This is a genomic window from Curtobacterium sp. NPDC089689, from assembly GCF_044749145.1.
Taxonomy (GTDB): Bacteria; Actinomycetota; Actinomycetes; order Actinomycetales; family Microbacteriaceae; genus Curtobacterium.
Map to the genome: position 1 here is coordinate 516,173 of NZ_JBIVHJ010000002.1, position 24,323 is coordinate 540,495.

14 protein-coding genes, 1 tRNA gene and 1 other RNA gene are annotated in these 24,323 nt (G+C 73.0%); 14 read left to right on the forward strand and 2 right to left on the reverse strand.

Annotated features, from left to right (window positions below; translation table 11 throughout):
* Positions 1-46: 46 nt before the first annotated feature.
* A complete protein-coding gene (locus tag ACIPYW_RS10730; RefSeq protein ID WP_400413206.1) occupies positions 47-1,243 on the forward strand; it encodes an acetate/propionate family kinase in 1,197 nt (398 codons plus the stop codon).
* Positions 1,244-1,408: 165 nt separating this feature from the next.
* On the opposite strand, the gene ACIPYW_RS10735 is transcribed toward ACIPYW_RS10730, so the two are convergent.
* Complete coding sequence (locus ACIPYW_RS10735; RefSeq protein WP_400413208.1) at positions 1,409-2,083, reverse strand: SDR family oxidoreductase; 675 nt, start codon at positions 2,081-2,083, stop codon at positions 1,409-1,411.
* Between the two features lie 36 nt (positions 2,084-2,119).
* Between ACIPYW_RS10735 and ffs the strand changes: the two genes are divergently transcribed.
* From ffs to ACIPYW_RS10800, 13 genes are all read left to right on the forward strand, one after another.
* An RNA gene (ffs, locus tag ACIPYW_RS10740) (signal recognition particle sRNA small type) lies at positions 2,120-2,216 on the forward strand.
* Between the two features lie 253 nt (positions 2,217-2,469).
* Positions 2,470-10,041: a choice-of-anchor G family protein gene (locus tag ACIPYW_RS10745; RefSeq protein ID WP_400413211.1), complete on the forward strand. Its 7,572-nt coding sequence runs from the start codon at positions 2,470-2,472 to the stop codon at positions 10,039-10,041.
* A gap of 132 nt (positions 10,042-10,173) precedes the next feature.
* Entirely contained in the window at positions 10,174-12,978 is a 2,805-nt protein-coding gene (locus ACIPYW_RS10750) for a DNA polymerase III subunit gamma and tau (protein WP_400413213.1), read from the forward strand.
* The gene (gene recR / locus ACIPYW_RS10755; RefSeq protein ID WP_058725994.1) at positions 12,978-13,577 is read left to right on the forward strand and encodes a recombination mediator RecR; all 600 of its coding nucleotides are present in this window, start codon (positions 12,978-12,980) and stop codon (positions 13,575-13,577) included. The genes ACIPYW_RS10750 and recR overlap by 1 nt, the downstream gene beginning before the upstream one ends.
* Before the next feature lie 118 nt (positions 13,578-13,695).
* The gene (locus ACIPYW_RS10760) at positions 13,696-14,961 is read left to right on the forward strand and encodes an aspartate kinase (RefSeq protein ID WP_400413215.1); all 1,266 of its coding nucleotides are present in this window, start codon (positions 13,696-13,698) and stop codon (positions 14,959-14,961) included.
* A gap of 26 nt (positions 14,962-14,987) precedes the next feature.
* Positions 14,988-16,040, forward strand: coding sequence for an aspartate-semialdehyde dehydrogenase (locus ACIPYW_RS10765; RefSeq protein WP_400413218.1), 1,053 nt, complete (start codon positions 14,988-14,990; stop codon positions 16,038-16,040).
* Between the two features lie 118 nt (positions 16,041-16,158).
* Positions 16,159-17,646: a malate:quinone oxidoreductase gene (locus ACIPYW_RS10770; RefSeq protein ID WP_400413220.1), complete on the forward strand. Its 1,488-nt coding sequence runs from the start codon at positions 16,159-16,161 to the stop codon at positions 17,644-17,646.
* Between the two features lie 48 nt (positions 17,647-17,694).
* The gene (locus ACIPYW_RS10775; protein WP_400413223.1) at positions 17,695-18,777 is read left to right on the forward strand and encodes an Rv2578c family radical SAM protein; all 1,083 of its coding nucleotides are present in this window, start codon (positions 17,695-17,697) and stop codon (positions 18,775-18,777) included.
* Between the two features lie 126 nt (positions 18,778-18,903).
* On the forward strand, positions 18,904-20,151 hold the full coding sequence (locus ACIPYW_RS10780; RefSeq protein WP_400413225.1) for a sensor histidine kinase: 1,248 nt from the start codon (positions 18,904-18,906) through the stop codon (positions 20,149-20,151).
* On the forward strand, positions 20,148-21,284 hold the full coding sequence (locus ACIPYW_RS10785) for a hypothetical protein (RefSeq protein ID WP_400413226.1): 1,137 nt from the start codon (positions 20,148-20,150) through the stop codon (positions 21,282-21,284). The genes ACIPYW_RS10780 and ACIPYW_RS10785 overlap by 4 nt, the downstream gene beginning before the upstream one ends.
* The gene (locus ACIPYW_RS10790) at positions 21,271-21,972 is read left to right on the forward strand and encodes a response regulator transcription factor (RefSeq protein ID WP_242863021.1); all 702 of its coding nucleotides are present in this window, start codon (positions 21,271-21,273) and stop codon (positions 21,970-21,972) included. The genes ACIPYW_RS10785 and ACIPYW_RS10790 overlap by 14 nt, the downstream gene beginning before the upstream one ends.
* Entirely contained in the window at positions 21,972-22,598 is a 627-nt protein-coding gene (locus tag ACIPYW_RS10795) for a thymidine kinase (protein ID WP_400413229.1), read from the forward strand. The genes ACIPYW_RS10790 and ACIPYW_RS10795 overlap by 1 nt, the downstream gene beginning before the upstream one ends.
* A gap of 121 nt (positions 22,599-22,719) precedes the next feature.
* On the forward strand, positions 22,720-23,760 hold the full coding sequence (locus tag ACIPYW_RS10800) for an LLM class flavin-dependent oxidoreductase (RefSeq protein ID WP_400413231.1): 1,041 nt from the start codon (positions 22,720-22,722) through the stop codon (positions 23,758-23,760).
* A gap of 476 nt (positions 23,761-24,236) precedes the next feature.
* Here the strand turns inward: ACIPYW_RS10800 and ACIPYW_RS10805 are convergent.
* Positions 24,237-24,310: transfer RNA gene (locus ACIPYW_RS10805), tRNA-Pro, on the reverse strand.
* Positions 24,311-24,323: the final 13 nt, after the last annotated feature.

Genomic DNA, 24,323 nt, shown 5'->3' on the forward strand with positions numbered 1-24,323 from the left:
CACCGCGCACCGCGCCTCCAGTCCGAACGGAAAGGCAACCACCGAAGTGACCGCAGCACTCGTCGTGAACTCCGGATCGAGTTCGTTCAAGTACCAGCTCATCGAGCTCGACGACGAGCGGACCCTCGCGTCCGGCCTCGTCGAGCGCATCGGCGAGTCCGCCGGGGCCTGGAAGCACACGAACGCGATCACGGGGGAGTCCTCGTCGAACGACGCCGCGTCCGTGCCGGACCACGCCGCAGGCTTCCAGGCGATGCTCGACGCCTTCGGGAAGGTCGGACCGTCGTTCGAGGACAACCCGCCGGCGGTCGTCGGGCACCGCGTCGTGCACGGCGGCACCACCTTCGACGCCGCCACCGTGGTGACGGCCGACGTCGAGCAGCAGATCGAGGACCTGTCGTCCCTCGCACCGCTGCACAACCCGGCGAACCTCGAGGGCATCCGCGCGGCGAAGCAGGTGTTCGCGGACGTGCCGCACGTCGCCGTCTTCGACACCGCGTTCCACCAGACGATGCCGCCGCACGCGTACACGTACGCGATCCCGTCCGACCTCGCCGAGCGGTACGGGATCCGCCGCTACGGCATGCACGGCACGAGCCACAAGTACGTCTCGGAGCAGGCAGCCGCGTTCCTCGACCGCCCGCTGTCCGAGCTGAAGACGATCGTGCTGCACCTCGGCAACGGGGCCAGCGCGGCGGCGATCGACGGCGGTCGGTCGATCGAGACCTCGATGGGCCTCACCCCGCTCGAGGGCCTCGTGATGGGCACCCGCTCCGGTGACCTCGACCCCGCGGTCCTCGTGCACCTCCACCGTGAGGCCGGGCTCGACTTCGACGAGCTCGACGACATCCTCAACAAGCGGTCGGGACTCCTCGGGCTCACCGGCAACGGCGACATGCGCGACGTGCAGGACGCCGCCTCCAAGGGTGACGAGGTCGCCGAGGCGGCGCTCGCCGTGTACCGGCACCGCATCCGCCGGTACGTCGGCGCCTACACCGCGCAGCTCGGCGGTCTCGACGCGGTCGTCTTCACCGCGGGGGTGGGGGAGAACAACGCCCTGCTCCGCCGGCGGGTCCTCGCCGGTCTCGAGCACCTCGGCATCGAGATCGACGCGGACCGCAACGAGCTGGCCTCACGGGAGGCCCGGCGCATCTCCACGGACACGTCACGTGTCGCGGTGCTCGTCATCCCGACGAACGAAGAGCTCGAGATCGCCCGGCAGTCGGCTGCGGTCGCGCTGTAGCGGCGCCCTCCCCGGCGGCGCGCAGCGTCGCCGCGCTCGACCGGCGGTCCGGGCGCGGTGTGCGCGCTTCCGGCGTCGAACCGCGATCCCGACGTCGAACCAGGCCGGGTGCCTGGTCCGACGTCGGGATCGTGGCGCGACCCGGCCGTCGCTGCGCGGCGCGCGTCAGCTGAGCGCTGCGAGCGCCGCAGGGATCGGGGTGTTCCCGCTCGTCACCTCGAACTGCACCCCCACCGCGAGGTCGTCCACGAGCGCGTGCAGCACGAGGGCCGCCACGTCCGCGCGGGGGATCGAGCCGCGCGGGACCGTCCGGCCGACGTCGACCGTGCCCTGCGGCGGTGTGTCGAGCAGCGCACCGGGACGGATGATCGTCCAGCGCAGGTTGCGGGCCCGGATGTTCGCGTCGGCCTCCGACTTCGCCCGCAGGTACACCTGGAACACGTCGGCGTCGCTCTGCGCGGGGACGACGGCCCGCTCGGGGTCGTAGCGGTCCGTCGCCATCGCGGAGATCATCACGTACCGCTGGACACCGAGGCGTTCCGCAGCGTCCGCGAGCAGGAGCGCTGCGTCGCGGTCGACGCTGAGCTTGCGTTCCGCGCCGCTGTTCGGACCGGCACCGGCGGCGAACACGACCGCGTCGACGCCGCGGAGCCGCAGCGCGAGCTCGTCGTCGTCGAGCTGCTCCAAATCGGCCACGAGCGCGGTGGCGCCCTGCTGTTCGACGTCCGGGACGTGGGCGGGGTTCCGGACGATCGAGACGGCGTCGTGTCCGGCATCGGTGAGCTGACGGGCGAGGAGGAGGGCGATCTGCCCGTGGCCCCCGGCGATGGCGATCTTCATGTGTCCGATACTGCCCGTCGCGTCCGGTAGACTTCCGGAGGCTCCTCACGTGACGCCATCCAGGCCAACTCCCCCAGGGCGGAAACGCAGCAAGGGTAACCGGGCTCTGGCGGGTGCGTGGGGAGTCTTTTCGTACGCCGATCGTTCCGTGCGCCGTTCGTTCCGTGCGCCGTTCGTTCCGTGCGCCGATCGTTCCGTGCGCCGATCGTTCCGTGCGTCCGGCGCGGTTCGGTGACGGTTTCGTCACGCCCCGCGGACAGATTCCTGATCGTGTGTGAAGATCGGTCCCAGGAACCCCCAACCAGGGTTCCGACCCTCCACCGCCTCACCAGCGGGGGAGTTCCGAGGATCAGGTGGCGGGTGCGCCCGCCAGGAACGGGACACGCATGCGCGAGCACGTGTCGTCGCGGCGTACGGTCGCGGCGGGCATCGGGGAACGACGGATCGACGGTGCCGGGAGCCGTGCTCGACGACGAGCACCGCTCGACCGGCGCCCACTGCTGCGCGGTGCTGTCGTCGCCACGGTGACGGCGCTGGTCGCCGCCACCGTGGCGATCCAACCGGCGACGGCAGCGCAGTCCGACGTCGCCGAGGCCGAGGGGGTCCTGCTCGGGGGCTCGGGCATCGTCGACGTCGACTCGATCGCACGGCTCGGCGGGGCGTACTCTGCCCGGGCCGCGACGAGCGGGGGCGGCACCACGAGCCAGCCGCTCGACCTCACCGCCGTGAACGCGCTCGGGGTGCGGCTCGGGAACAACCTCGACCTGCTCGGGTCCAACGGCATCCTGACGCTCGGCGTGGACGGGCAGTACGCCCGCAGTTCGGCGACCGGAGCGACCGCCTCGGCCGGGCTCCTGACCGACGACGGTGCGATCGGGGTGGGATCGGGCACCGGCACGAACGCGGCGACGCTCGACCTGCGTCCGCTGCTGTCCCGCGTCGGTGCCGACACGTCGGTCCTCTCGACCGGACGGCTGCAGGTCGGCGCGCTCGCCTCGACGATCACCGCGACGCGCGGGGCGACCGTGACGACGTCGAGCGACTACCGGATCGCCAGCGCACGGCTCGACCTCACGAGCCCCGCGGTCGCCGGGCTGAGCACGTCGCTCCGGAGCGACCTCCGGTCGTTCTCGACCACGGTGAACACGACCGTCGGCGCCAACGGGGCGCTCTCCGGCGTCACGACCGGTCTCACGGCCGAACTCCAACGCCTCCTCCGGACCACCGCGCTCGGCGCGCTCGTGAACGTCGACGGCACCACGGTCAAGGCGTCGGTGAACCTCAACCTCGACGACACCCTCACGCAGGTGCTCGCCCAGCCCCTGACCGACGGCGCGGTGACGATCACCCCGTCGACCGGCGCGATCACCGTCGACCTCGACAAGCTCACGGCACTCAACGGCCAGCCGGCGAACACACCGGTGCTGACGGACGCGGCGGTGGCGTCGATCAACCAGAGCATCACCACGATCCTCGGGACGCAGCTGCCGACGGCGCTGCGGACGGCCGTGGTGAACACGATCAACTCGACCGCCGTGCGCATCGACGTCGCGGCGAACGTCCGCACCGCGGTCGGGGTCCTCGACCCGATCACCATCCGGGTGGACTCGACCCTCGGGCAGCTCGCCGGCACCGCCCCCGGCACGCCGACGACGACCGTGACGGGCGGCCCGCTCGGGCTGTCGCTCCTGGGCACGCTCCTCACCCCGGCGATCACCTCGCTCGTGATCCCGGCAGCGCAGACGCTCGTCCGACCGCTCGTGACCGGCACCGCACTCGACGACCTGGGGACCGCACTGCGGGCCACGACGACCGCGGTCGCACGGACGCTCGCACCGGTCGTGCTGCTCCTCCGCCAGGTCGTCGACCTCACGGTGAACGCGCAGGACACGAGCACCGGCTTCCGCGACGGCCGCGGCTACGACACCGGCGCCCGGAGCGTGCACGCCCTCCGGCTGTCGGTCCTGCCCGGCGCGAACGTGGCGACCGTCGACCTCGCGACCTCGACCGTCCGGGCCGCGGCCTTCGCGACGCCGACGATCACCGCGCCGACCGCGGGGCAGCAGTTCAGCGTGCCCACCGCGGCCTCGACGCGCAGCATCACGGTGAGCGGCGCGGGCGAACCCGGCGCGACGATCCGCGTCGACCTCGGCGGCGGCCGCGCCGGTACCGCGACCGTCGCGGCGAACGGCACGTGGACGACGTCGGTCGCGAACGTGCCGACCGGCGAGTACACGGCGACCGCGACGCAGACCGTCGGGGGCACGGCCGCGGGCACCGCCACGCAGCGCTTCACCGTCGTGGCACAGCAGCCGCTCGTGGTCACGACGCCCACCGCCGGCCAGACGTTCACCATCGCGGGCGCCTCGACCACGGTGACGGTCACCGGTACGGCGACGCCCGGTGCGCGCATCGACGTCGACCTCGGTGGCGGGCGCACGGGGTCGGCGACCGCCGCGGCCGACAGGTCCTGGAGCGTCCCGGTGGCGGACCTGCCGACCGGCAGCTGGACCGCCAGCGTGACCCAGACCGTCGGGGACTCGACGTCCGCACCCGTCACCCGGTCCTTCCGCGTCGTGCAGGCAGCAGACCTGACGGTCGCCTCACCGAGCGCGGGGCAGGACCTCCCGCTCGCCGGGACCACCCGCGAGGTCGTCCTGTCCGGGACGGCGCAGCCCGGGGCCACGGTCGACGTCGACCTCGGCGGCGGCCGCACGGCGACGACGACGGCTGCGGCGGACGGATCGTGGTCGGCGACCGTGCCGGACGTGCCGGCCGGCTCGTACGACGCAGCCGTGACCCAGACCGTCGGCGGGTCGACGAGCGAGCCGGTGCGTCGCGCGTTCACCGTCACGGCCGCCGAGCGGTTGACGATCACCGCTCCCGCGGACGGCAGCACGATCCGTGTGGCCGACCCGACCTCGACCACACCCGTGACGGTCCGCGGCACCGCGGCCCCGGGAGCCCGGGTGTCGGTCTCGATCGGCGGAGCGTTCGCGGCGACGACGACCGCGGACGACGACGGTCGCTGGAGCGCCAGCTTCGCGGGCGTCCCCGTGGGGGAGCGCACCGCCACCGCGACCCAGACGGTCGCCGGCACGACGTCGGACCCCGTGTCGAGCGACTTCGCCGTCGCGGCGGGTGCACCCCTCGTGCTGACCGCGCCCGCGGACGGTGCCGTGCGGACGGTCCTCACCGCCGACGACACGACCGACCTCCGCGTCACCGGCACGGCGCAGCCCGGCGCCACCGTGGACGTCTCCCTCGGCTCGGGGCTCACGGCCAGCACGACCGCCGACGACGAGGGCGACTGGACCCTCAGCGTGGCCGGGGTGCCGGTCGGGACCCGCACGCTCAGTGCCACACAGACGGTCGGCGGCACCACCTCGCCGGTGGTCACGAGGACCCTCACCGTCCGGGCCGCCGCGGCCCTGACCGTCACGACGCCGACGCAGGACAGCAGCACGACCGTCGCCACCGCGGACTCGACGATCGACGTCAGGGTCTCCGGTACGGCCGAGCCCGACGCCGACGTGGACGTCCGGCTCGACGGCGGCGCGGTGGTGACGACGACCGCGGGCGACGACGGCACCTGGTCGGTGACCCTGCCCGACGTCGACGTCGACGACCACACCGTGCGGGTCACGCAGACCGTCGGCGGTGCCACGTCCGACCCCGTCGACCGGGACTTCTCGATCGTCGCCGGCGCCCCGGTCGCCATCGACACACCGGTCGCCGACGCCGAGATCGCGGCCGGCCCCGGTGGCTCGGCTCCGGTGGTCGCCACCGGCACCGCCGAACCCGGTGCCACCGTCACGGTCCGCTTCGACGACGGTGACCCGATCGAGGTCACGGCGGGCCCGGACGGCCGCTGGACCGCACCGGCGACCGGCAGCGTCCTGCTCGACACCGACGACCACACCGTCACCGCGGTCGCGACCGTCAACGGCACGCAGGGCGACACCGTCTCCCGTGCCTTCTCGGTCGTGCCCGGGACGGCCATCACGATCGAGACCCCGCCCGTCGGCACGCGCATCGTCGTCGTCGACGAGGACGCCCGCGCGACGGTCCCGATCACCGGCACGGCCGAACCCGGTGCCGCGGTGTCGGTCTCCGTGGACGGCGGAACGGCCCGCACGACGGCGGCCGACCCGACCAGCGGCGCGTGGACCGTCACCGCGACCGGCATCGCACCGACCGGCACGCACACCGTCAACGCGACGCAGACCGTCGGCAGCGTGAGCACGAGCGCGATCCCGACCACGTTCCAGGTCGTCACGGCCGCGCCCGTCCGGATCACCGCACCGACGACCGACCCGATCCGCGTCGCGGGCGAGGACGTCACGCGCGACGTGCGCGTCACGGGCACGGCGCAGCCCGGCGCGACGGTCACCCTGTCGGTGCCCGAGCAGGACGACCGCACCACGACCGCCGCTGGCGACGGGTCCTGGTCGGTGACCCTGCCGGACCTCGGCGTCGGTGCGTACGCCGTGTCGGTCACCCAGGAGGTCGCAGGCGCGACGTCCACACCGGTGGAGCGGACGGTCACGCTCGGGGCCGCCGACCCCGTGACGGTCACGTCGCCGGGCGCCGGGATCCTGTACGTGCCGGACGCCGGGGACACCCGTCCCGTGACGGTCGTCGGCACCGCCGACCCGGGCGCCGCGGTGGGGGTGACCCTCGCCGACGACGAGCTGACCACCATCGCGGGCGGCGACGGCGACTGGACGGTCGTCTTCACCGCCGTGCCGGAGGGCGACCACCCGCTCGTCGCGACCCAGACCGTGGGCGGCACCACTGCCTCCAGTCCGGAGCAGACCGTGCAGGTGCGCGCAGCCGCAGCGCTCGCGATCACCGAGCCCGAGGACGACGCGACCATCACCGTCGCGGACGTCACCGGGACCGTCGACCTGACGGTGACGGGGACGGCGCAGCCGGACACGGACGTGACCGTCCGGCTCTCCACGGGAGCGTCGGAGACGGTGACGAGCACCGCGGACGGTGACTGGACGCACACGTTCACGGGTGTGCCGGTCGGCGACCACCGTGTCACGGCGACGCAGTCGGTCGACGGGCGGCAGTCCGCGCCGGTGACCGTCGACGTGACGGTCGCCGCCGGTGCGCCGCTCGTCGTCCGGACCCCGGCCGGGGCCACGACCGTCACGGTCGCGGACGAGGACGCGACGACCGACGTCGACTTCGCCGGCACCGGCGCGCCCGGTGCGGAGGTGACCGTCGACCTCGGAGGCGGCCGGACCGCCACGGCCCCCGTGCGCCAGGACGGTACCTGGGACGCCACCGTCGAGGACGTCCCGGTGGGATCGTCCACGGCGTCGGTGACGCAGTCGATCGGCAGCACCACGAGCGCCGCCGTCGAGCGGTCCGTCTCGGTCGTGGCCGCGGCGGTGCTCACGATCCGGCAGCCCTCGGACCCCGTCACGGTCGCCGGACCGGACGCCACCACGACCGTCACCGTCGCGGGCGACGCCCAGCCGGGCGCCACCGTCGAACTCACCGTCGACGACCGCGACCCGTTGCGGACGACGGCGGGCACGGACGGGTCGTGGAGCATCGACGTCCCGGACCTGGGCGTCGCGACGCACACCGTCAGCGCGACGCAGACGGTCGGCGGCTCCACCTCGACCACACCGGTCGAGCGCGACGTCGTCGTCGTGGCCGGTGACCCGGTGACGGTGACGGAGCCGACGGCGGGGCAGGAGTACAGCGTCGCCGGACCGGACGCCACCACCACGGTCGACGTCGCCGGGACCGCCGAGCCCGGCGCCACCGTCGTGGTCGACCTCGGCGGCGGCCGCAGCGAGTCCACCACGGCCGACGAGGACGGCGACTGGTCGGTCTCGGTGCCGGACGTGCCGGCGGGCGACCCGACCACGGTCCGGGTCACGCAGCGGATCGGCGACACCGTCTCCGAGCCGGTCGAGGTCCGGGTGAGCGTCGCCGTCGCGGACCCGATCACGATCGCCACACCGGGCGACGGGACCGAGGTCCGGGTCGCGCAGCCGGACTCGCGGGTCGCGGTCACGGCGGCGGGCGCGGCCGACGCGGGCGCCACCGTCCGTGTGACCATCGACGGCAGGGACCCGGTCACGACGACCGCGACGGGCGGCACCTGGAGCGTCGACCTCGGGACGGTCGGCACCGGCGAGCACACCGTGCGCGCCACCCAGACGATCGGGGCATCCACCTCGCCCGCGGTCACGAGCACGTTCACCGTCACCGCCGGTCGCGCCCTCACGTTGACCAGCCCGGCAGCCGACGCCACGATCACGGTGCCGAACGGTACGACGTCCACCGACGTCCCCGTGTCCGGCACGGGCGATCCCGGCGCGACCGTCCGGCTCGTCGCCGACGACGGCACGCCCGTCGAGGTCCTCGTGGACGGGAACGGCCGCTGGTCGACGACCCTCCCGGACGTGGAGCCGGGCGACCACACGATCGAGGTGCGGCAGGTCGTCGGCGGCACGGTGTCGACGCCGATCGACCGCGCGTACACCGTCGAGGTGGCCCCGGCCGAGGCCATCGTCGTGACCGCCCCGGCCGCGGGCACGGTCTACCGCGTGCTCGGCGGGTCCACCACGGTCACGGTGGCCGGCACCGCGGCCCCGCGAGCGGCGGTCAGCGTCCGTGTCGACGGCGGCGACCCCGTCACCACGACCGCGGACGAGGACGGCGACTGGTCGGTCGACGTGCCGTCGGTCGGCACCGGGGCCCACAGGGTCGCGGCGTCGCAGCGCATCGGCTCGGAGTCGTCGTCCGCACCGGCGGTCGGCTTCACCGTGGAGGCCGCGAGCGGCGTCGACGTCCGGACCCCCGTCGACGGCCAGGTGTTCACGGTCCCGAGCGGGACCGCGGACGTGCCGGTGTCCGGCACCGCAGAACCCGGCGCGCGCGTCACCGTGGACATCGACGGGCGTACCCAGACCGTCCTCGCCGGCGGTGACGGGTCCTGGACCGTCACGGTGCCGGGCGTGCCCGCGGGTGACCACACCGTCGCGGTCACCGAGACCGTCGGCGGCGTCACCTCGCGGCCGGTCACGGTCGGCGTCACCGTGGTCGTCGCGCAGCCCACGGGCATCACGATCACCAGCCCGAAGCCCGGTCAGCTCATCCCTGCCACGGGCACGGGCGACACCGGTTCGTTCACCGTCCGGGGGACCGCGACGCCCCGCGCACTCGTCGTCGTCACCCTGTCCGACGGGCAGTCGCGGACGACGACTGCGGACGCCACGGGGGCCTGGAGCGTGACCTTCGACCGCGTGCCGGAGGGCGAGTGGACGATCCGCGCGACCGAGAGCGTGAACGGGGTCGCCACCGCGGCCGAGCCGGTCGCGGTCGTGGTCGCCGCGGTGGACCCGCTCGCGATCACGGCCCCGACGCCCGGGGCGCACCAGCAGGCGAACGCGGCCGGGTACACCGACTGGCGCGTGACCGGGACGGCGGACCCCGGCTCGACCGTCACCCTGTCGGTCGACGGCGGGGCGCCGGTCACGGTCACCGCGGGGGCGGACGGCTCCTGGAGCGTCGTGCTCCGGCTGCTCGTCGGTCCGCACACGATCAGCGTCACGCAGACGGTCGCGGGAGCGACGTCAGCGGCGCAGTCCGTGCGCGTCGTGGTGGACGCGGCGCCGTCCGTACCGGGTGAGCCGGGTGAGCCGGGTACGCCGGGTACGCCGGGTACGCCGGGTACGCCGGGTACGCCGGGTGATCCGGGCACGCCCGGCACGCCGGGTGCTCCGGGAACTCCGGGTGCTCCGGGTGCTCCGGGGGCTCCGGGGGCGCCCGGCAACGGCAGCGGTGTCGGGACGGCCGGCGATCTCGCCTTCACCGGGGCCGACGTGGCACCCGTCGCGAGCGCGGCAGCCGGACTCGTGGTGCTCGGGTTCCTGCTCCTCGGCCTGTCGCGACTCGCCCGCGGGGTGCGTCGCCGCAGGGGCTGACGCCGGTCGCGACGCGACCAGGAGACGGACTGGAGGCACGGTGCACGCCCGCACCGTGCCCCCCGTCCGTCGGTCGGCCGGGTCCTGTGGAGACGGCTGGTGGTGTCGGCGGTGCCGACTACCCTTGGTCGCGTGGTCACCGCCCTGTATCGCCGTTACCGGCCCGAGAACTTCGCCGAGCTGATCGGGCAGTCCCAGGTCACCGATCCGCTGCGCACCGCGTTGCGGACGAACCGGGTCAACCACGCCTACCTCTTCAGCGGCCCCCGCGGCTGCGGCAAGACGACGTCGGCGCGGATCCTCGCGCGCTGCCTGAACTGCGCCGAGGGGCCGACCGACACGCCGTGCGGCGTGTGCCCGAGCTGCGTCGAGCTCGCCCGCGGTGGCGGCGGGTCGCTCGACGTGATCGAGATCGACGCGGCGAGCCACAACGGCGTCGACGACGCGCGCGACCTCCGCGACCGTGCGGTGTTCGCCCCCGCCCGCGACCGCTACAAGATCTTCATCCTCGACGAGGCCCACATGGTCACGCCGCAGGGCTTCAACGCCCTGCTCAAGCTCGTGGAGGAGCCTCCGGAGCACGTCAAGTTCATCTTCGCCACCACCGAGCCCGAGAAGGTCATCGGCACCATCCGCTCGCGGACCCACCACTACCCGTTCCGACTCGTGCCGCCCGCCGCGATGCTCGAGTACGTCGAGCAGCTCTGCCAGCAGGAGTCCGTGTCGGTGGCTCCCGGCGTGCTGCCGCTCGTCGTGCGTGCCGGCGGGGGATCGGTCCGCGACACCCTGTCGCTGCTCGACCAGCTCATCGCGGGCAGTGAGGACGGTGCGATCGCCTACGAACGCGCCGTCGCCCTGCTCGGCTACACCGACGCCGCGCTCCTCGACGACGTCGTGGACGCGCTCGCCGTGGCCGACCCGGCGTCCGCGTTCGCCGCGGTCGACCGCGTGGTGCAGACCGGGCAGGACCCGCGGCGCTTCGTGGAGGACCTGCTCGAGCGTCTCCGTGACCTCATCGTCGTCGCCGCCACGAACGAGAGCGCGGCCGCCGTGCTCCGCGGGGTCTCCCCGGAAGAGCTCGACACGATGACCCGGCAGGCCGGCGTGTTCGGCGCAACCGGGCTCTCCCGGGCGGCCGACATCGCGAACCGGGCGCTCACCGAGATGACCGGCGCGACCTCGCCCCGCCTGCACCTCGAGCTGATGACGGCGCGCATCCTCGTGCCCGAGAGCGACGACACCCAGCGGGGCGCCCTCGCCCGGGTCGAGCGGCTCGAGCGACGCATCGGTGTCGGTGACGCCGGTGGGCACCAGGCCGAGCCCGTGCGGGCTGCCGGCGGTGCAGAGTCGAGCCGAGGCCAGGCCCCCGCTGCTCCCACGCCGACCCAGGCATCGACGACGTCCCCCGCGCGCCAGGCCGCGCCCGACGCCCCGGTCGCCACCGCTCCGGCCGCCACCGCCCCGGCCGCCGTCGCTCCGGGTGCTCCCGCATCGACCGCCTCCGCGCCGGCCTCCGGTGGTTCGGTGCAGCCCCAGCGCTCCACCGGTGCGCCCGCGTCGTCCGTCGCCGCTCCGGGGCAGGAGTCATCGACCGCGCCGGGCACCGCGGCCCGTGACGCCGCCGCTTCCTGGGCAGCGGCGGTGCCGAGCGCACCGAGCCCGTCGCAGGACCCGGGCCCGTCGTCCGCGGCCGCGCCGCAGTCCGAACGGCCCTCGGAGCCCGTGAGCTCCTCGTCCACCGGGCAGGGGACGGCCGTCGGCGACGAACCCGCGGTGCAGCCGGTCGGTGTCGTCGGCTTCCAGCAGATGCGTGACGCATGGCCGCAGGTCGTCGAGCACGTGCAGCGTGCCAAGCGTTCGGCGTGGTCCGTCGTCGTGACCGCGCAGGTGACGGCGCTGCGGGACGACGTGCTGACCCTGACGTTCCCGAGCCAGCAGGACGTCGCGTCCTTCAAGGAGATGTCCGACCCGTCCGCCAGCGTGAGCGAGCTGCTCCGTGCGGCCATCGTGGACGTGCTCGGCATCCGTGTGAAGTTCGTCGCGCGGGGTCCGGCGGCGGCTGGGGCACAGCAGCGTCCCGCGCCCGAGCAGCAGCGGCAGGCCTCGGAGCAGCCGGAGCAGCGGCAGGCCGCTGAGCAGACGCAGCAGCGGCAGGCCGCGGAGCAGCCGCAGCAGTGGCCGGCGCCGGAGCCACAGCGGCAGCAGCGTCCAGTGCCGGAGCAGCAGGAGCCACCGCGGCAGGAGCAGCGCTCAGAGCGGGCACAGCAGCCTGCCGAGCCGAGTGCGCCCGTCACGGAGTGGGCGGTCGCCACGATCCCCACCACGGACCCGACGGCGGGTGCCGTCCCCGAGTCGGTCCAACCGACCTGGGGCGCCCCGTTCGGGCAGACCGACCCGAACGAGCCCGTCGCGCCGGCCGAACCGCAGCGCCCGGACCCGGCGGCCGACGCAGCGCTCGCCGCGCAGCTCCGCCCGGCGTCGTCCTTCTCGGCTCCGGCGCCTCGTGCCGCTCCGTCCGACAGCGGTGTCGAGCCCGCCCCGACCGACGACGCCGCCACGAGCTCCGACCAGGTCACGGCGTCCGGTGCTGGCACTCCCACCGCGGGCACCGCCACGACCTCGGTGGTCACGCCGTCGAGCGACGTCCCGGTGGACGACTACCCGCTCGACGACGAACCGTACGACGACGGCGCGCCCTTCCCGGACCCCGGGTCCGGCGCCCCGAGCGGTGGACCCGCGCAGCGCGCCGCGGCCCCGGCGCAGCCGCAGGCCGTGCCGCAGCAGGCCGCGCCGCAACAGGTCGCCCGGACGGCCGCTGCGCCCGCCCCGCAGGTCCGCCGCACCGCCGTCGCCGGTCGCTACGGCGAGGCCGTCGTCCGCGAGATCCTCGGTGCGCAGTTCATCGAGGAGACCTCCCTCCACGAGGACGGTGCCTGATGTACGACGGCATCGTCCAAGACCTCATCGACGAGTTCGGCCGCCTGCCCGGCATCGGTCCGAAGTCGGCGCAGCGCATCGCGTTCCACATCCTCCAGACCGAGTCGTTCGACCCGACGCGGCTCTCCGAGCTCCTCGCCGAGGTCAAGGAGAAGGTCCGGTTCTGCGAGGTCTGCGGCAACGTCACCGAGAACGTGCAGTGCAGCATCTGCCGTGACCCGCGACGGTCCCCGAGCGTCATCTGTGTCGTGGAGGAGGCCAAGGACGTCGCCGCCATCGAACGGACGCGGGAGTTCCGCGGGCTGTACCACGTGCTCGGCGGCGCCATCAGCCCGATCGACGGCGTCGGACCGGACGACCTCCGGATCCAGCAGCTGATGACGCGCCTGGCCGACGGCACCGTCGACGAGGTCATCATCGCCACCGACCCGAACCTCGAGGGGGAGGCGACGGCGACGTACCTCAGCCGCCTGCTCGTGCCGATGGGCATCCGGACGACCCGACTGGCCTCCGGGCTGCCCGTCGGCGGTGACCTCGAGTACGCCGACGAGGTCACCCTCGGCCGGGCGTTCGAAGGCCGGCGGCTCGTCGGCGGCTGACGCCCGCGCAGGATCGTTGCGTCGGGGGCCGCCCCGACGCAACATCCACGAAACACCCTCTACGATTGTCGGAACCGCGCGCTCCGCGCGACCGCCCCGTCCCCAGGAGTACCAACCCGTGGCCTTGATCGTGCAGAAGTTCGGTGGATCGTCCGTCGCGGACGCCGAGAGCATCAAGCGCGTGGCGAAGCGGATCGTCCAGACGAAGAAGGCCGGCAACGACGTGGTCGTGGCCGTCTCCGCGATGGGCGACACCACCGACGAGCTCGTCGACCTCGCGCACTCGGTGACGCCCATCCCCGCCGGACGTGAACTCGACATGCTCCTCACGGCGGGGGAGCGCATCTCGATGGCCCTCCTCGCGATGGCGATCAAGAGCCTCGGCGTCGAGGCGTCCTCGTACACGGGCAGCCAGGCCGGCATGCTGACCGACGCGCAGCACGGCAAGGCCCGCATCGTCGACGTCACCCCGAAGCGCGTGCGCGAGGCGCTCGACGCAGGGCACGTCGCGATCGTCGCCGGGTTCCAGGGCTTCAACCGCACGACGGGCGAGATCACCACGCTCGGTCGTGGCGGCTCCGACACGACGGCCGTCGCCCTCGCAGCTGCGCTCGACGCGGACGTCTGCGAGATCTACACGGACGTCGACGGCATCTTCACCGCCGACCCCCGCGTCGTCCCGCGCGCCCGCAAGGTCGACCGCATCACGAGCGAGGAGATGCTCGAGCTCGCGGCGTCCGGCGCGAAGGTCCTCTACATCCGTGCCGTCGAGTACGCCCGTCGGCACGGCGTCACCCTGCACGTCCGCTCGTCGTTCTCCAACGCCGAGGGCACCATCGTCTACAACCCTGCAGAGGGGGAAACCGTGGAAGAACCGATCATCACCGGCATCGCCGGAGACCTCTCCGAGGGGAAGATCACCGTCGTCGGCGTGCCCGACACCCCCGGCAAGGCCGCCGAGATCTTCACGATCGTGGCCCGCGCCGGTGCGAACATCGACATGATCGTGCAGAACGTGTCCGAGGCCGTGACCGGTCGCACGGACATCTCGTTCACCCTCCCGAAGGACCAGGGGCAGGGTGTCCTCACCGCGCTCGAGGTCGCGAAGGCCGACATCGGGTACGAGAGCATCCAGTACGACGACCAGATCGGCAAGCTCGCACTCGTCGGCGCCGGCATGCGGACGAACGCGGGCGTCTCGGCGCAGCTGTTCCGTGCGCTCCACGAGGCCTCGATCAACATCGAGATGATCTCGACGTCGGAGATCCGGATCTCGGTCGTCACCCGCGCCGACACCCTCAACGACGCCGTGCGCGTGGTGCACGAGGCGTTCGGACTCGACGGCGAGAACGAGGCCGTCGTCTACGCCGGCACCGGCCGCTGAGCCCGCAGATCCACCAGGAGCACACCATGAGCAACCCCACCGTCGCCGTCGTCGGCGCCACCGGTCAGGTCGGCGCGGTCATGCGTCGCCTGCTCGAGGAGCGCGCGTTCCCCGCCGACCGCGTCCGCTTCTTCGCGAGCGCCCGCTCCGCCGGCACGACGCTCCCGTTCCGCGGTGAGCAGGTCGTCGTCGAGGACTCCGAGACCGCGGACCCGTCGGGCATCGACATCGCGCTCTTCTCGGCCGGTGCCACCGCCTCGCGCGCCCTCGCGCCGAAGTTCGCCGCCGCCGGTGCGGTCGTCGTGGACAACTCCAGCGCCTGGCGCATGGACCCCGACGTGCCGCTCGTCGTCAGCGAGGTCAACCCCCATGCGATCGACGACGCCCCGAAGGGCATCATCGCGAACCCGAACTGCACGACGATGGCGATCATGCCGGTCCTGAAGGTGCTGGACGCCGAGGCCGGGCTCCGTCGCCTCGTCGCGACGACCTACCAGGCGGTGTCGGGCTCCGGGCTCGCCGGGGTCGAGGAACTGCTGGGCCAGGCACGCACCGCGCTCGAGCAGGACACCGCGCAGCTCACGCACGACGGCGCCGCGGTGACGTTCCCCGAGCCCGTCAAGTACGTCCGTCCGATCGCCTTCGACGTGGTGCCGCTCGCCGGCAGCATCGTCGAGGACGGTCTCGGCGAGACCGACGAAGAGAAGAAGCTCCGGAACGAGAGCCGCAAGATCCTCGAGCTGCCCGACCTCCTCGTCGCGGGCACCTGCGTCCGCGTCCCCGTCTTCACCGGTCACTCCATCTCGGTGAACGCCGAGTTCGACCGGCCGCTGTCGCCCGAGCGCGCGACGGAGATCCTGGCGAGCGCGCCCGGTGTCGAGCTCTCCGACGTCCCGACACCGCTCCAGGCAGCCGGGCAGGACCCGTCGTTCGTCGGCCGCATCCGAGCCGACCAGTCCGCGCCGGAGGGGCACGGCCTGGCCCTCTTCGTCAGCAACGACAACCTCCGCAAGGGCGCCGCGCTCAACGCGGTGCAGATCGCCGAGGCGATCGTCGCGCGCCGCGCGGTCGCCGCGTAGCGACGGCTGCTCCGGACGCTGCCGCGGGACGGACGGGAGGCACGGTGCGGGCCCGCACCGTGCCTCCCGTCCGTTCCGTCGTCACCCCGCTTCCACCGCGCGACGGTAGGATCGACGGGTGGCAGTGAAGCAGGTGGATCCGATCGACGTCGTCCTGGTCGGGGGTGGCATCATGAGCGCCACGCTCGGCGCCATCATCCACCGGCTGGAGCCGAGCTGGAAGATCCGCGTCTACGAGCGCCTGGGCAGTGTCGCGCAGGAGTCCTCGAACCCGTGGAACAACGCCGGGACCGGGCACTCCGCCCTCTGCGAGCTGAACTACACGCCCGAGCTCGCCGACGGACGCGTCGACATCAGCAAGGCCGTCGGGGTCAACGAGCAGTTCCAGGTCTCGCGGCAGTTCTGGTCGTTCCTCGTCGAGCAGGGCGCGCTGCCCGAGCCGTCGAACTTCATCAACCCGACGCCGCACATCTCCTTCGTGTGGGGCGCCGAGAACGTCGAGTACATGCGCAAGCGGTACGAGGCGCTGAAGGACCACCCGCTGTTCGCCGGGATCGAGTACTCGGACGATCCGGCGCAGATCCGGCAGTGGGCGCCCGCACTGATCCCCGGGCGGAAGAAGGACCAGCCGATCGCGGCGACGTACTCGGCCGCCGGGTCGGACGTCGACTTCGGCTCGCTCACCCGCCAGCTCTTCGACCAGCTCGAGGTGGACGGTGTCGAGTTCGAGTCCTCCCACCAGGTCACGAACGTCACCCGCTCGAAGATCAGCGAGGGGTGGGTGCTCGACGTCCGGAACGAGATCGGGCGGTCGACGCAGCGCATCGCCGCGAAGTTCGTGTTCGTCGGCGCCGGTGGCGGAGCGCTGCACCTGCTGCAGAAGTCCGGCATCCCGGAGATCCGCGGGTACGGCGGCTTCCCGGTGTCGGGCGAGTTCCTCCGCACCGACGACCCCGAGGTCGTGCAGAAGCACGCAGCGAAGGTGTACGGCAAGGCGAGCGTCGGGGCGCCGCCGATGTCGGTCCCGCACCTCGACACCCGCATCGTCGACGGCAGTTCCTCGCTCATGTTCGGGCCGTACGCCGGGTTCAGCCCGAAGTTCCTCAAGCAGGGCTCGGTGCTCGACCTGTTCAAGAGCATCCGGCCGCACAACCTCCGCCCGATGCTGAGCGTCGCGTTGTCCAACTTCGACCTCGTCCGGTACCTCATCGGTCAGCTGCTCGCCTCGAAGCAGACGAAGTTCGATGCGCTCCGTGACTTCATGCCGTCCGCGCAGCCGGAGAACTGGCACCGCATCACGGCGGGGCAGCGCGTCCAGGTGATCAAGCCGGACGCGGACAAGGGCGGTGTGCTGCAGTTCGGCACCGAGGTCATCACGGCCGCCGACGGCTCGATCGCCGGTCTCCTGGGCGCGAGCCCGGGGGCGTCCACGGCCGTGCCGATCATGCTGAAGCTCCTCGAACGGTGCTTCCCCGACCGCTGGGCCGGTTGGCAGCCCGCCGTCCAGCAGATGGTCCCCACCTACGGCACGGCCCTCGGGGACGACCCGCAGCTCGCGGACCGCACGCTCGAGCGCACCGCGAAGGTGCTCGGTCTGCACCACTGAGCCGGCCCACGGCTTGCGCGTCGTTCGAACGTGTGTTCGAATGACGGCATGCGGTGGAGTGGACAGGCGGTCGATGCGTCCCGGGGCGACGCGCTGCCGGGCATGGAGTCGAACAGCGGGTTCGTCCGGAGCGTGACGACCCCGGAGTTCGCCGGAGTGACGTTCCACGAGGTCCTGGCGAAGAGCGCGCTCAACCGGGTGCCGAGCGCGGACGGCGACGGCACCTACGGGTGGACGATCAACCCGTACCGCGGCTGCAGTCACGCCTGCGTGTACTGCTTCGCGCGTCCGACGCACACCTACCTCGAGTTCGACGGCGGCGCCGACTTCGACCAGCAGATCGTCGTGAAGACCAACGTGGCCGACGTCCTGCGGCGCGAGCTCGCCAAGCCCACGTGGGCGGGGCACCCGGTCGCCCTCGGCACGAACACCGACCCGTACCAGCGGGCCGAGGGCCGCTACCGCCTGATGCCCGGCGTGATCGAGGCGCTGGCCGACGCGGGCACGCCGTTCAGCATCCTCACGAAGGGGACGCTGCTGCGCCGTGACCTACCGCTCCTCGCCGCGGCGGCCGAACGCGTGCCGGTCGACCTGGCCATGTCGATCGCGGTGTACGACGACGACCTCCAGCAGTCGGTCGAGTCCGGTACGCCCACCACGACCGCACGCCTGGCCACGGTGCGCGCGATCCGGGACGCCGGGCTCGACTGCGCCGTGTTCCTCATGCCCGTCCTGCCGTACATCACGGACACGAAGGCGCACCTCGACGACGCCGTCGGGCGTGCCGTCGCGGCCGGTGCGACGAGCATCATGTACTCCGCGCTGCACCTGCGGCCCGGGGTGAAGCCGTGGTGGGCGGCCTGGCTGCGGCAGAACCGTCCCGACCTCGTCGAGCGGTACCGGTCGATGTACCTCGACAACACGTACGCCCCGAAGGACTACCGACGCTGGCTGGGGGAGCGGGTCCGACCGATCCTGCGCGCGCACGGCGTCGGTCTCGGCACGGTCGACCCGGCCACCGGGTCGATGGGGCACAGCGTCGACCGGAAGCGGGTGATGCCGCTCAAGCGGGCGGCACCGGACTTCACCGAGCGGCGTACCGTGACCAGGACATCGCCGACGCTGTTCTGACATCCGCTCCGCGTTCGGGGGACACCCGATGTCGGAGCGGGCCGGTATCATCGTGCGGGTCGCTGTCGCCACCTCGTTTCGGGGTACACGGACGGCGGCGAGACTTCCCGGAAGGACGACCCGCCCGTGCTCGGCATCCCCACGCACCTCGCGCCGCGCGTGAATGCCTGGTCGACCGTGCGCGCCTTCCACGCGGCTGCGGTGGGATCGATCGCCGCCGCCGCGATCGCGCTCCTGCTGCTCGGCGCGAGCGACCCGGACGCCCGGGTGATCGGCGCCGTGCTCGCGCTCGCGCCGATGCTCGGGATGATCGGCGTGCACGTGCAGTTCGGCACCTGGCGCTCGGCCGTGGCGTTCCTGGTCGTCGGCGGCGTGTGCGTCTGGTGGTTCGCCACGGTCGTGCAACGCGAGGTCGAGGTGCCCTGGGTGGCGTCCTACCTGCTGTCCCTCGCGGTGATCCCCCTCGTGTTGGTCGGTGGGGCCGGGGCGGTGCCCGGACGGGTCGTGCTGTGGTCGGTCGGTGGGTTCCTCGTCGGGCGCGGTGCCGCGCTGGTCGCCCTCGTGCAGACGAACGGCACCCCGCAACCGCTCGTGCTGGCATGGGTGACGCTCGCGTTCGTGGTCGCCCTCGTGCTGTTCACCAGCCGCGCCACCGCCCGGTCCACCCGCGTCCAGCCCGAACTGCTGCGCTCCGCGCGCGAGGAGCACGTCTCCGCGTACCGGGCCGGCGTCGAGGCCGAGGCGGCGGCGATCCTGCACGACACCGTCCTCAACCACCTGGGCGCGATCGCGATCGCCCCGGACGGTCCGATGGACCGCCAGCTCGCCCGGACGGTGGACGCGGACATCGCGGTCCTCACCGGGCGGGAGTGGCTCGCCACACCGGGCTCCGACGAGGGGTCGGTGGCCGACGGTCCCAGTGCCCCGGTGCGTGCGTTCGAGCAGCTGCTGGAGGACGAGCGCGACCGCGGCCTCGCGATCGCGATGACCGGCGAGCGGACCTCGCTCGAGCGCCTCGACGACCGCACCCTCGACGCCCTCGTGCGCGCTGTGGGGCAGTGCCTCGCGAACGTCCGGAAGCACGCCGGCGTGGACGCCGCCGAGGTGAGCGTGTTCGACGACGGCGCCTCGACCACGGTGATGGTCGTGGACGACGGCCGCGGGTTCGACGAGTCCTCGACGGGCGCGGACCGGATGGGACTCCGCGGCTCGGTCCGGCAGCGCATCGAGCGGGTCGGCGGCTCCGTGCAGGTGTGGTCCTCGCCGGGAGCGGGGACGAGCATCATGATGACGGTCCCCGTGGCGGCGCCGTCGGACCTCGGCGTGGCGCCCGCACGCTCGGTCGAGGACGACGAACCGGAGCGTGCACGATGACGGCCGCGCGCCGGACCGCCCAGCAGTACGACCCGCTCGGCGCCATGGGATCGCGACCGTTCGCGGTCGTGATCGGCGCCGCGGGGACGCTGTGGGCGTTGCTGGTGTCCGTGTTCGACCGCGACGTCGCCGGCAGCCCCGGACTGAGCGCGTTGACGGTGCTGCTGGTCGCGGCCTCGGCGACCGTGGTGATCGCTGCCTCGAGTCCGTTCCGCGCCCCGTTCACCCGCGGTGCGTACGTCGCGCACGTCGCGCTCCTCGCGGCGGCCTCGGTGACGAGCGTCGCGGCGCAGTGGGGGCCGGACCGCAACGCCCTCAACGACTTCATGTGCCTCCTCACCGCGACCGGCATCGTGATGGCGGCGCCGTACCGGCCGTGGACCGACCTCGCGGTCGGTGGGCTCCTGCTCGCCGCCGTGGACGGCGTCACCTGGGGTGTGGGGGCCGCGGTGTTCCCGCACCAGGTCCCGGTGGCGGTCGCGGCCTTCCTGGCCGCGGCACCCACCCTCGTGCTGACCGGGGCGTCCGCGGTGTTCGCGTCGACGTTCTCCGGGCTCGCCGAGCGCGTGCAGATCCGCGCCGGGTCGTACTCGGTCGAACGTGCCGAGCAGGACGGCATCGCCGCGAGCGTGCAGCAGGACCGGTCGACCGTCCTCGCCGACGAGGTCGCACCGTTCTTCGCCGAGCTCCGCACCCGCGACGTCATCACCGACGTCGACCGTGCCCGGGCCCGGGCGATCGCCGACGGTCTGCGCCGCGGGATGGTCGCCGACGCCGACCGGACGTGGTTCGAGCACGCGATCAGGACCGAGGGCGGCGGGCGGTCCGTCGTCGACGACCCCGACGGGCTGCTCGCGACGCTCGACGTCGACCAGCGGACGGTCGTCAGGACGTTCCTCCGTGCCACGCTCCGCGCCGCCGCGGTCGATCCGGCTGGCCTCACCGTCCGTGCCCGTCCGGCACCGGGGGACCGGGTCGAGGTCGCCGTCGGCGTCGTCGTCGCGGACTCCGACGTCGGGATCCACCGCACGTTCGACCCGTACCTCGCCGTCCTCCGGGTCACGTTCCCCGACCTCGACGTCGCGGTCCGACCCTCCGCCCTCGCACTAAGGTTCTCGTATGACCAGCACTGACCCGAACCGGCTCTCGGAGGGCGGTCCCGTCCTCCCGACCCCGGGGACCCGCCGGGTGCGGTTGGCCATCCTCGACGACCACGAGGTGCTGCTCGACTCCCTGTCGAGCTGGATCGCCGTCAACGCGTTCGACTTCGACCTGGCCCTCACCGCGCACACCTGGCTCGAGATGGTCCACAGCGACAGCTTCCCGACCGACCTCGTGTTCCTCGACTTCCAGCTCAAGGAGCCCGTGTCGATCGAGGCCCGCGTCCGCACCTGCCGAGCCGCCGGGGCGAAGGTCATCGTCCTCTCCAGCGTCGACAGCCGTGAGTCCCGCGACCGCGCCCTCGCCGCCGGCGCCGCGGCCTTCCTGTCGAAGTCGCTGCCCATGCGCGAGGTCATGGACGTCGCCCGGGAGATCATGGGCGTCGCCCGCGAGACCCCGCCGCAGCGTGACTGGCGGCCGCTGCCCACCGGGGCGAACGCGCACCAGCGTCCGAAGCTCAGCCACGGTGAGGAAGAGGCGCTCCGCCTGTACGTGTCCGGCTACTCCACGAACGAGGTCGCCGCGCAGATGAACGTGCAGTACGAGACCGCGAAGACGTACCTGCGCCGCGTGCGCGAGAAGTACAGCAAGGTCGGGCGCCCGGCGTCGAAGAAGTCCGACCTCATCCGTCGTGCGGCGGAGGACGGGTTCCTCGCGTAGTGGCGAAGCTCTACTTCCGCTACGGCGCGATGAACAGCGGCAAGAGCACCGGGTTGCTGCAGGCGGCGTACAACTACGAGGAGCGCGGTCAGCGGGTCCTGCTCGCGAAGCCCGCGGTCGACACCAAGGGCGACCACGAGATCGTGTCCCGCCTCGGTGTGACACGGGCGGTCGACGTCGTGTTCGCGCCGTCTGACGACGTCCGTGCCGCCGTGTCCGCCGCAGGAGCGGCCGACCCGGATTCCGGACGGCTCGACGGCATGGTCCGGCCCGTCAGTTGCGTGCTGGTCGACGAAGCGCAGTTCCTGACGCCGAACCAGGTCGACGACCTCCTCCGCATCGCGGTCCTCGACGGCATCCCGGTCCTCGCCTACGGCATCCGCACCGACTTCCGCACCGAGGCGTTCCCCGGCAGCGCGCGGCTGCTCGAGATCGCGCACTCGCTCGAAGAGCTCAAGACGATCTGCCGGTGTGGCCGCAAGGCGGTGTTCAACGCGCGGTTGATCGACGGACGCTTCGTCTTCGACGGCTCCCAGGTCGCCATCGACGGCGAGGACGTCACCTACGAGTCCCTCTGCGCCAACTGCTACCTGACGGAGTCCGGCGGGCACCTCGACGGCGACTGACGGTCGCCTCCGGCGCCTGGTCACCACCGACCCGTCTGGAGGCTCGTGGCGGGCCCGCCCCGCGCCTCCCGGCCGACAGTCGGCGCGGAATGCACGCTGGCCGGCCGGCGTTGGCGACCACATGAGCGACGCATCCGTGCACCTGTCCGTCCTCGACCTGGCCACCCGTGAGTACGGCCAGTCCAACACCGACGCCCTGCAAGGGTCGATCGACATGGCGGTGCACGCCGAGAAGCTCGGCTACGAGCGCATCTGGGTCGCCGAGCACCACGGGATGCCGGGGATCACCTCCTCCGCCCCGGCGGTGCTGCTGAGCGCGGTGGGCGCCGCGACGTCGACGATCCGCATCGGCTCCGGGGGAGTGATGCTGCCCAACCACGCACCGCTCGTCATCGCGGAGCAGTTCGGCACGCTGCGCGCCCTCTACGGCGACCGGGTCGACCTCGGCATCGGACGTGCACCCGGCACCGACGGCGCGACCGCGATGGCCCTCCGTCGAACCGACCGCCTCGACGTCGACGACTTCCCGCAGCAGCTCGCCGACCTCATCGGCTTCTTCACCGGCATGGACGCCGACAACCCCCTGTCGCGCATCCGGGCCGTGCCCGGGTACGGCGACGTCCCCGAGTTCTGGCTGCTCGGCTCGTCGGGCTACAGCGCCCAGGTGGCCGGGGCGCTCGGTGTCTCGTTCGCCTTCGCCCACCACTTCGCGTCGGACAACACCGAGGCGGCGCTCGCGCTCTACCGCGACTCGTTCCGCCCCTCGCGCTTCCGGTCCGAGCCGAACGCGCTCATCGGCGTGCAGGTCGTCACCGACGAGGACCCGGCGGTGGTCTCCGAGCAGTCCGCGCCGGGGATGATCTCGTTCATCCGGATGCGGCAGGGCGCGAAGCCCGAGCCGGTGTCGATGGAGGAGGCCCGGGCGTACGAGTTCTCCGACCTCGAGCGGCGGTTCATCGAAGCCCGCACGGCCCGGCAGGCGTACGGCAACGCGGACGAGGTCGCGGCGAAGATCAACGCGCTCGTCGAGTCCACCGGCGCGGACGGCGTCATCGTGGCTCCGGGGGCGGCGCAGGCGCGGTACCGGCACCAGGCGCTCGATGTCGTGGCGCGGTTGCACGCGGAGGGGCGGCTCGTGCGGGCGGGGGCTGCGGTCGCCTGAGCCCCGGCGCGTGCGCGCGGCCGCGCCTGCGCAGGTCCCGACGCCCGTCGAGATCCCAGAAGCGGGGAGTCTCGGCGGGCGTCCGTCGTCGTGCGGGGAACTTCGGCGGGTGTCACGCAGCGAGTCGTGGAACCTCGGCGCGTGGGCAGCGGCAGCCGGGCGGTCGGGACCGGTGCGATGCGAATCGTCGACGACAGCGGGTGGTCACGACTCCCCGCCCGCGTTATGCCGAGTGGTCCTGAATCGTCGTTCTGTGCGCCGCAGGACGACGTTGTGCGACCACTGGCCGCGGGTGAGCGGGATGTCGTGACCTCGGCGGACCCGCTACCCGCAGGGACACTCGGGTGCGACCCCGTGGGGATGGCCCGCGTGCACCGGGCCCGAGCCGACGAGGAGGGTCGTGACGAGAACGGCGTTGCAGTGAGCAAGGCCCTGGAACGAAGAAGGCCCCGGTCCTGTGGACCGGGGCCTTGCTGTCGGGGTGACAGGATTTGAACCTGCGACCTCCTCGTCCCGAACGAGGCGCGCTACCAAGCTGCGCCACACCCCGAGGTGTGATCGCT

Coding starts and splice junctions, on each gene's coding strand:
- ACIPYW_RS10765 (WP_400413218.1), top strand. CDS start 14,988: ATGAGCAACCCCACCGTCGCCGTCGTCGGCGCCACCGGTCAGGTCGGC.
- ACIPYW_RS10745 (WP_400413211.1), top strand. CDS start 2,470: ATGCGCGAGCACGTGTCGTCGCGGCGTACGGTCGCGGCGGGCATCGGG.
- ACIPYW_RS10785 (WP_400413226.1), top strand. CDS start 20,148: ATGACGGCCGCGCGCCGGACCGCCCAGCAGTACGACCCGCTCGGCGCC.
- ACIPYW_RS10800 (WP_400413231.1), top strand. CDS start 22,720: ATGAGCGACGCATCCGTGCACCTGTCCGTCCTCGACCTGGCCACCCGT.
- ACIPYW_RS10775 (WP_400413223.1), top strand. CDS start 17,695: ATGCGGTGGAGTGGACAGGCGGTCGATGCGTCCCGGGGCGACGCGCTG.
- ACIPYW_RS10735 (WP_400413208.1), bottom strand. CDS start 2,083: ATGAAGATCGCCATCGCCGGGGGCCACGGGCAGATCGCCCTCCTCCTC.
- recR (WP_058725994.1), top strand. CDS start 12,978: ATGTACGACGGCATCGTCCAAGACCTCATCGACGAGTTCGGCCGCCTG.
- ACIPYW_RS10790 (WP_242863021.1), top strand. CDS start 21,271: ATGACCAGCACTGACCCGAACCGGCTCTCGGAGGGCGGTCCCGTCCTC.